Source organism: Gluconacetobacter takamatsuzukensis, assembly GCF_014174275.1.
Taxonomy (GTDB): Bacteria; Pseudomonadota; Alphaproteobacteria; order Acetobacterales; family Acetobacteraceae; genus Gluconacetobacter; species Gluconacetobacter takamatsuzukensis.
The window spans coordinates 517,410-524,934 of record NZ_JABEQK010000001.1 but is presented as its reverse complement, the minus strand read 5'-3'; the positions used below and the strand labels follow the sequence as shown (position 1 = coordinate 524,934).

At 67.2% G+C, this 7,525-nt stretch carries 6 protein-coding genes; 4 read left to right on the top strand and 2 right to left on the bottom strand.

Going from position 1 to position 7,525, the window contains the following annotated elements; genetic code table 11:
- Positions 1–592: 592 nt before the first annotated feature.
- Both HLH27_RS02370 and HLH27_RS02365 read right to left on the bottom strand, forming a co-directional pair.
- The gene (locus tag HLH27_RS02370) at positions 593–3,175 is read right to left on the bottom strand and encodes an EAL domain-containing protein (RefSeq protein WP_246375326.1); all 2,583 of its coding nucleotides are present in this window, start codon (positions 3,173–3,175) and stop codon (positions 593–595) included.
- Between the two features lie 731 nt (positions 3,176–3,906).
- Positions 3,907–4,101, bottom strand: a complete 195-nt coding sequence (locus tag HLH27_RS02365; RefSeq protein ID WP_182947455.1) for a hypothetical protein — start codon at positions 4,099–4,101, stop codon at positions 3,907–3,909.
- Between the two features lie 204 nt (positions 4,102–4,305).
- Here HLH27_RS02365 and HLH27_RS17170 point away from each other — a divergent pair, with 204 nt between their 5' ends.
- From HLH27_RS17170 to HLH27_RS02350, 4 genes are all read left to right on the top strand, one after another.
- A complete protein-coding gene (locus HLH27_RS17170) occupies positions 4,306–4,440 on the top strand; it encodes a hypothetical protein (RefSeq protein WP_275943878.1) in 135 nt (44 codons plus the stop codon).
- Positions 4,441–4,590: 150 nt separating this feature from the next.
- Positions 4,591–5,316 carry an SH3 domain-containing protein gene (locus tag HLH27_RS02360; protein WP_182947454.1) on the top strand — a complete coding sequence of 242 codons (726 nt, stop codon included), beginning with the start codon at positions 4,591–4,593 and terminating at the stop codon, positions 5,314–5,316.
- Positions 5,317–5,393: 77 nt separating this feature from the next.
- On the top strand, positions 5,394–5,633 hold the full coding sequence (locus tag HLH27_RS02355) for a hypothetical protein (RefSeq protein WP_182947453.1): 240 nt from the start codon (positions 5,394–5,396) through the stop codon (positions 5,631–5,633).
- Between the two features lie 58 nt (positions 5,634–5,691).
- Positions 5,692–7,518, top strand: coding sequence for an amidohydrolase (locus HLH27_RS02350; protein WP_338029818.1), 1,827 nt, complete (start codon positions 5,692–5,694; stop codon positions 7,516–7,518).
- The last annotated feature ends 7 nt before the right edge of the window (positions 7,519–7,525 follow it).

Genomic DNA, 7,525 nt, shown 5'->3' with positions numbered 1-7,525 from the left:
CCCCGAAATGCTGCGTCACCGGGTTCCACGCCGTGCTCCACACGAAGCCCGGCCCGAACGCCGACCACGCCGAAATCCCGCCCCACGCCAGAACCGCGATCAACCCGCCCAGCAGGGCAAGCATCAGCCACCCGGACAGCCGCACGAGCCCCGCGAACACATGGTCACCGATCAAACTGTTCGTATTCTGTCCCGCCGGAACCATGTCCCGGGATCGCGGCATCCGCTGCATCCATGAATTCCCGATGCCGTCCTTGGTCCGTCCATCCAATACATTTGACCCTCCCGGGCTTCAATCGGACAGGATCGGCAGGGCAATTAAGTTTTTATGACATCCGGTGCCGTTTCCAGGCACGGATGCTTCAAACATTTCGATGATGAACGAAAATACGACGGATTCGAAACATCAGACCGTGCCTAGCAGACACCGTGCAACACCATCCCGATCGCGGAAAATATCGGGCGGAAACCGCCGCCGGTCGCCATCACCGGGGACCGCCTCCCCTCCGGAGCCGCTCCTGCCCGCAGGAGCGGTGCATTCAACGCCGACCATCCGCCACGGGCCGCTTCCGACCATGGCCATGCCACCGCGCTACGCTGCGGGCAGCGGCGCCAGCGCGGTGGAATAGGATTGCTGCCAGGTATGGACCCATTCCGGCAGGCGCTCGGCCTCCAGCGGGTGCGAGATCAGGAATCCCTGCACCACCGGGCATCCCAGCTCGTCCAGAAGCGCAAGCTGCTCCTTCGTCTCGACCCCTTCGGCGACGATCGACATGCCCAGGTTGCGCCCGATGCCGATGACGGCATTCACGATCAGCCGGCTCTCATCCACCCGACCGAGCCCGTCGACGAAGCTGCGGTCGATCTTCACCTCGTTCAGCGGCAGGTTGACCAGATTCGCCAGCGTGGAGAATCCGGTGCCGAAATCGTCCATCGACAGGCCGACCCCCAGCGCCCGGATCGCCCGCGCCGCCTGGATCGTGCTGTCCAGGTCCGCGATCATCGTGCTCTCGGTCATTTCCACCATCAGCCGGTCGGGCGGAATACCGGTTTCCTGCAGAATGGCGCCGATCATGGCCGGCAGGCCCGGCTCGCGGAAATGCCGCGCGGACAGATTGACCGAAACCGACGGAATCCCGATTCCATCCGCCATCCACTGCGCCATCTGGCCGCAGGCCTTGCGCAGGGCCCATTCTCCCAGCGCCTGGATCAGCCCGGCTTCCTCGGCCAGCGGGATAAAGCGCATCGGCGAGATGTCGCCGCGCACCGGGTCGCGCCAGCGCGCCAGCGCCTCCACCCCATGGATGGCACCGGTATGCGGCGAAACCTGCGGCTGATAGACCAGCCGCAACCGGTCCGACGCCAGGGCGGTCCCCAGCACGCTGCTGAGAATGACCCGGTCATGCGCCCGCTGGTTCATCGCGGGGCTGAAGAAGCGGTAGCAATTCCCCCCGGCATCCCGCGCGCGCGAAACGGCGATCCGGGTATTGCGCAGCAGCGTATCGACGGTGCCCCCCTTCTCCCCGCCGGCGCAGATTCCCACACTGACGCCCGACGTGAACGGCAGCCCGTTGATGACGATCGGAACCTCCATGGCCCGCAGGATCGCGCCGGCCATCACCGACGCATGATCGACCGCGATGAACCCGTCCCGGTCCACGCAGCATCCCGGCCCCATCGGCGTGCGGCCGCACCCGGTCACGATCGAAAACTCGTCCTCGCCGGTACGGGTCAGAATCCCGTCCTGCCCCACCGCGCGCTTCAGCCGCTGGGCGACCGTCTCCAGCAGTTCATCCGCCCCGGCCCCTCCCAGTCCATCCCGAATCGTCCGGAACTGGTCGAGATCAATCGCGATCAGCGTCAGCCCGCACCAGCCCGGCCGGTCCTGCAGGCCCGCCAGATGCTCGCGCAGCCATGTCCGGTTGGGCAGGCCCGTCACCGCGTCGTAATGCGCCAGTTGCGCGATTCGCGCCCGCGCGCGTTCCTGCTCCACCGCGAGGGTACAGAAATGGATGCAGGCATCCACAACCCGGCGATGCCACAGCGTCGGCTCCCGCCGATCGCGGAAATACAGCGCCAGGCTCCCGGCCACGGTGCCGTCGCGCAGCCGCACCGGCACCGACCAGCAGGCGATCAGCCCCAGCGGGCGCACCTTGTCGCGCAAGGCGGGCGTCCAGCGCGGATCGGTCTCGATATCGGGGGTCAGCACCTCGTGGCCCGAATAGATCGCGGCGCCGCAGGTCCCCACCATCGGGCCGACGACCATCCCGTCACAGGCCGAGGCGAACGATTCCGGCATCGCGCTCCGGCCCGCCATCCACGCCGTGCCCTCGTCCGTCACCAGCAGGATCGACACCACCACATCCGGCGTAATCGCCTCGACGCGCTTGCAGATCAGCGACATGACGTCGTTGAAGTCCATGGCGCTGCTCAGGGCCGTCGTCACGTCCTGCCGCAGGCCCTGCAATTCCATCGCCTGGGTCTTGTCGGCCAGCAGGACGATGACATCGCCATCCGCCGCGCCATCGTCCCGCACGGGGCTGACGGCGGTGCTCAGCCAGATCTCGCGCCCCGCGCGCGACCGCGCCCGCAGGTCGATCTCGAATGCCCTGCGGGTGCGCAGATTGTACCGGAACTCGCGCAGCACCGCCATGTCGGCCTCTTCCGCCGACAGCGCGACCGACACATCCCGCAACAGCACGTCTTCGGGACGATAGCCCAGCAGATGCGTAAAGGCCGGATTCACATACGTGATCCGGTCCAGCCCATCGAGCACCATCACGCCCCGGTCGGTCCGGTTGACCACGGTGGAACAGAGCTGCCCGGCCTCGCGCCGGCCGACCTCGGCCGTCACGTCCCGCAGCGTGACAACCCATGCCGCTCCATCGGCGGCCCCGCCGGGCACCACGACCGCTTCCAGCCAACGCGCCGGACAGCCGGGCCGGAAGAGCGGGATTTCACGCGGGGCGGAACCGGCCGCCAGGTCCAGCGCGGGCACCATGCCGCGCACCGGCTGCCCGATCCATGCGTCATGCCGCGCGCCGCACATCGCCACCGATGCGTCGTTGGCAAACACCACAATGCCGTCGTCGTCGACCATGATCACGCCGTCGGCCAGCGCGTTCAGAACCGACGGAAGAGATGACGGCTCATTCTGCAACGCCGGCTCCCTCATGAATCATTCTCCACCGTGCGATCACCTTGCGCAGCCTCTTCGGAACTGCCTGGAGACGATAGCGACGACTCAGCCTACTCACCCCGATACCCGGAGGGTCTTATTCCATATCCCCGATGGTCTGCAATGTTAGACAGGTGAGATCGGCACACTTTCTACACATACCAGCCATACAGCAAGTAAAAATGTCACATGACATAGCTCAATACACCCCGCGTCACTTTCGCGTACAGGCCGGCGGGGGCCACATGACGGCGAAGTCATTATTTGTTTTGTCATATTGTTACAAACAGCGATCATGACACGCGATATGATCTCCTTCCCTTGCGCCGGTGAAGAGAATTCATCCTGCCGCCTTGGGCGAGGCCATTTCCATGCCGTGCCCGCATGAAAAGCGAAAACCGTCCTTTACGCCAATCGTCCTTTACGCCAATACGGCCGCCCTTGATCATCACAGGGTAACAAAACAGAAACAATAACGTATAGTCTTATTTGCGGCAAAAACGTTAAAAAGGCGCACCGAAAATCCGCCTCCTTCCGCAAGCCGACACCTGCCTCCGCACAGCCAGAACACGGAATATGCAGGACAGGACAGGACCATTCGCCAGACAGGAGATCGCCCCGTCCCGCCCCATGCCCCTGTCCGGCAGGGCCCGGCACCCTCTGTTGTTACATGATGCAGGCCGGGATCGTGCGCAGCGGGGCCTTCCGGCCACCGCCGCGCCGCCGCGTCAGCCCGGGGCGGCGGCCTGGGCCGGGCATTTGGCGTAGCGCCCCTTTTCATCGCGGCATTTGGCGGGTTTCGGTTTGGGGCAGGTCACGAACTTGCCGTTGGCATCACGACACGGCGCGGCGGCGGAAGCCGGAGCCGACACCCCGACCAGGGCAATGACGGCCAGGCTCGAAAAAAGCAGGCGCAGGCGCATGGGCAGATATCCTTCGATCGCAGAAAATTCAGCCCTGCCAGCATGCCAGCCCCGCCCGGCAGCCGACAAGAAAATCCCGGCCCGACGGGCCCGACGGATCGTGCGGATGTGATCGGGCGATACGCCTTGCACCCGCACCACGACATCCCACGTCCAGCAACGGAAAGAACGGCTGAAAACGACCTTCGGCAAAAGGAGGCAATCATGAGCCATGGCGTCACCCGCGGCGTCTCCGCCGCCCCACCCCGCTCGATCGGCTACTGGACGATCATGGTCGGCGGAATCTTCGCCCTTGTCGTGCTCTATGCGGGAATCCTGCTGTTCGGGCAGGCCTGGTAGGCTGGGCCGCGCGCGGACCCGCGCAATGGCCCGCGAACCACTGCGGCAGGGCTTTTCTTTTCGGGGAAATATGCTCAGTCTGACAGGGCATGAAGCATGGGCACGGCGCGGCCGATGCACCCTGACGCGGCGCTCGGAGCCGGGAGACCGATGACAATAAAGACCAGGATCGTCCTGTCCGCGCTGGTGGCGGGACTAGGCTTTGCGGGGGCGGCATCGGCGGCCCCCGGCGTGGTCGTGGGCGGCACCGACATTTTCGCCGGCCCCTCCCCGGCCTATCCCGTCGTCGGCGGCCTGCCCCCGGGCGCCCCGATCGAGATTTTCGGCTGCCAGCCGGGATGGGGCTGGTGCGACGTGGCGGGCGGCCCCTATCGCGGCTGGGCACCGTCGGAACGGGTGCAGGTCCTCTATGGCGGATCGGCCGGCCCCCTCAGCCAGTACGGGCCCATGATGGGCCTGCCCCTGATCGGTTTCGCATTCGGCAATTACTGGGGCGCGCATTATCGCGACCGTCCCTGGTTCTCCAGCTACGACCGCTGGGGCGGCGGCGGTCGCGGAGGCGATTTCCGTGGCAGACCGGGCGCCGGCGATCGCGGCGGCGATTTCCATGGGGGACCGGGCGGCGCCCGGGGAGCAGGCCCGGGGGGCGGACGGAGTGGCCCAGCCGCCCCGCCACCGGCCGGCCGCCGCGAAGGGGGCTTCCCCGGCGGCGGCCCCGACCATGGTCCGGGCAACGCGCGTGGCGGCGACAGCCGGGGCGGCGGCATGCCGCATGGCGGCAACCCCGGCGGAAATCCTGGCGGAAACCATGAACAGGGCGGCCATGGCGGCCACGGCGGCGACGACCATCGTGGCGGCGACCACCATGGCGGCTAGGTCTCGGGTTTGTGTCTGAACTTTGCTGATCTCTCCGGGTTCAATCCCCGGACATCCTGAGCGGGAGGACCCTGGCGATGACACACGCGGCCGGCATCATCGGACAGATCCTGGTCCATGACTGGATCGGCGCCAGGCAGCCAGCCTGTGCCGACAACCGCCAGGGCCTTCCCCTGACGCAGCCGCCGCCACGCGGCCGCCGCGCGCAGCAGGGCTGGGCCGGCAACCGGGCCCTGTCATGGCCCGGCTATGTCGCCTCGATGCGCCAGATGTCGGCAGGCCTGTCGCGCCGCGTCCCCTTCCGCCGACAGCGATAGGCGTATCCTCCGCCCTCATTGACACATCGCAACATCCGCATCCTCATGGCGGGACATCGTGTCCACAGCCATCCGGATCGCCATGCGCCGCGCCTCAATCCTCCTCTCCGCCTCATCCCTCCTGGCCGCGCACACGGCCTTGGCCGCCCCGGCGCCCCCGGCGGATATCCTGCTGACCAACGGCACGATTCGCACCCTCGACCATCGGGACAGCACGGCCCAGGCCCTGGCCATCCGCGGCGGCCGCATCGTCTGGACCGGCCCGGACGCCGCCGCACCGGCCCATGCCGACGCCCATACCAGAACCATCGACCTCAAGGGCCATATGGTCATGCCGGGCCTGACCGACGGCCACATGCACCCGCTGGTGGGCGGCCAGAACCTGATCGGCTGCTCGCTGGACTATCTTCCGCTGACCGCCGACGGCTTCACCGCGCGCATCCGCGCCTGCGCCGCCAATCCCGCCTATCGCACCGCATCCGGCTGGCTGGTCGTCCGCAACTGGTTCCAGGAGGCGATGCAGCCTCCCGGCGTGCGGATGACCAAAGCCGCGCTCGATTCCATCGACAGCACGCGCCCGATCATCGTCCTGTCCTCCTTCGGTCATTCGCTGCTGGCCAACAGCGCCGCCCTCAAGCGCGCCGGCATCACCGCCGCAACGCCCAATCCCACCGGCGGCCAGGTCGTCCACGACGCAAGCGGACAACCAACCGGCATTCTCGAAGATACGGCGCTGAACCTGATGCTGGCCGTGCTGCCGCACCCGACCGCGCAGGAAAATGTCGCGGCGGCGGCGGCATCCCTCGCCGCCATGCGCGCCCAGGGCATCACCGGCTTTCTCGACGCCTGGGCCCTGCCCGAGGATTTGTCCTCGTTCACCGCCCTGCAGAAACAGGGCAAGCTGACTGCCCGCGCCCATTTCGCCCCCCTGATCGAACCCGCGCAGGGCAAGGACATCGCGGGCGACATCCGGCGCCTGACCACCATCCGCGCCCGCTACGACCAGGGTCCTCTCACCCCGTCGCCCTCCGTCACGGTACGCAACGTCAAGCTGTTCATGGACGGCGTCATCACCGCCCCGTCCCAGACCGGGCTTCTGCTCGCCCCTTACCTGGTCGACAAGGGTACGAAAGACCACCCGGACTGGCAGCCCGGCCCGTCGAAAGGCCCCGCCCCCTATTTCCCGCTGGACATCCTCAGCCCGCTGCTGAAGGCCCTCGTCACGGCGGGGTTCGACCCGCACATGCACGCCGACGGCGACGGCGCGGTCCGTCTGGCGCTCGACGCGATCGCGGCCACCCGCAAGGCGCTCCCCGCCAACGATTTCCGTCCGGCAATCGCTCATGACGAAATGGTCGACCCCGCCGACATGCCCCGCTACCGCGCGCTCGACACCATCCCCGTCCTGTCCTTCCAGTGGGAAAAGCAGGCCCCGGATACCACCGAGGGCGTACTGCCCTATATCGGCCCCGACCGCGCCCGGTATCTCGAACCCGCGGCCCAGCTCGAACAGGCCGGCGCCCGCATCGCCTACGGCAGCGACTGGCCGGTCGATCCGCTCGACGAATGGTTCGCGCTCAAGGTCGGCGTCACCCGCACCAACGCACCCGCCGCCGGCGCGCGATATGCCCACCCCCTCGGCACCGAACCCGGCCTGTCCCGCACCAGCGTGATGCGCGCCATCACCATGAACGCGAATTACGAACTCCGCTCCGACACGGTCGCCGGCTCTCTCGAACCGGGAAAATTCGCCGATCTCATCATCCTGGATCGCGACATCGCCACCATCCCGGCCGAACAGATCGCCGAAACCAGGGTCCTGCTCACCATGGTCGGCGGCCGCATCGTCTACAGCACCGGCACCTTCAGCCCACCGGTCCGATAGGCCGACC

What these genes read in the sequence shown, in the direction of transcription:
- HLH27_RS02370 (WP_246375326.1), bottom strand. Translation starts at nt 3,175, where the DNA reads ATGAGGGAGCCGGCGTTGCAGAATGAGCCGTCATCTCTTCCGTCGGTT.
- HLH27_RS02355 (WP_182947453.1), top strand. Translation starts at nt 5,394, where the DNA reads ATGACACACGCGGCCGGCATCATCGGACAGATCCTGGTCCATGACTGG.
- HLH27_RS02360 (WP_182947454.1), top strand. Translation starts at nt 4,591, where the DNA reads ATGACAATAAAGACCAGGATCGTCCTGTCCGCGCTGGTGGCGGGACTA.
- HLH27_RS17170 (WP_275943878.1), top strand. Translation starts at nt 4,306, where the DNA reads ATGAGCCATGGCGTCACCCGCGGCGTCTCCGCCGCCCCACCCCGCTCG.
- HLH27_RS02365 (WP_182947455.1), bottom strand. Translation starts at nt 4,101, where the DNA reads ATGCGCCTGCGCCTGCTTTTTTCGAGCCTGGCCGTCATTGCCCTGGTC.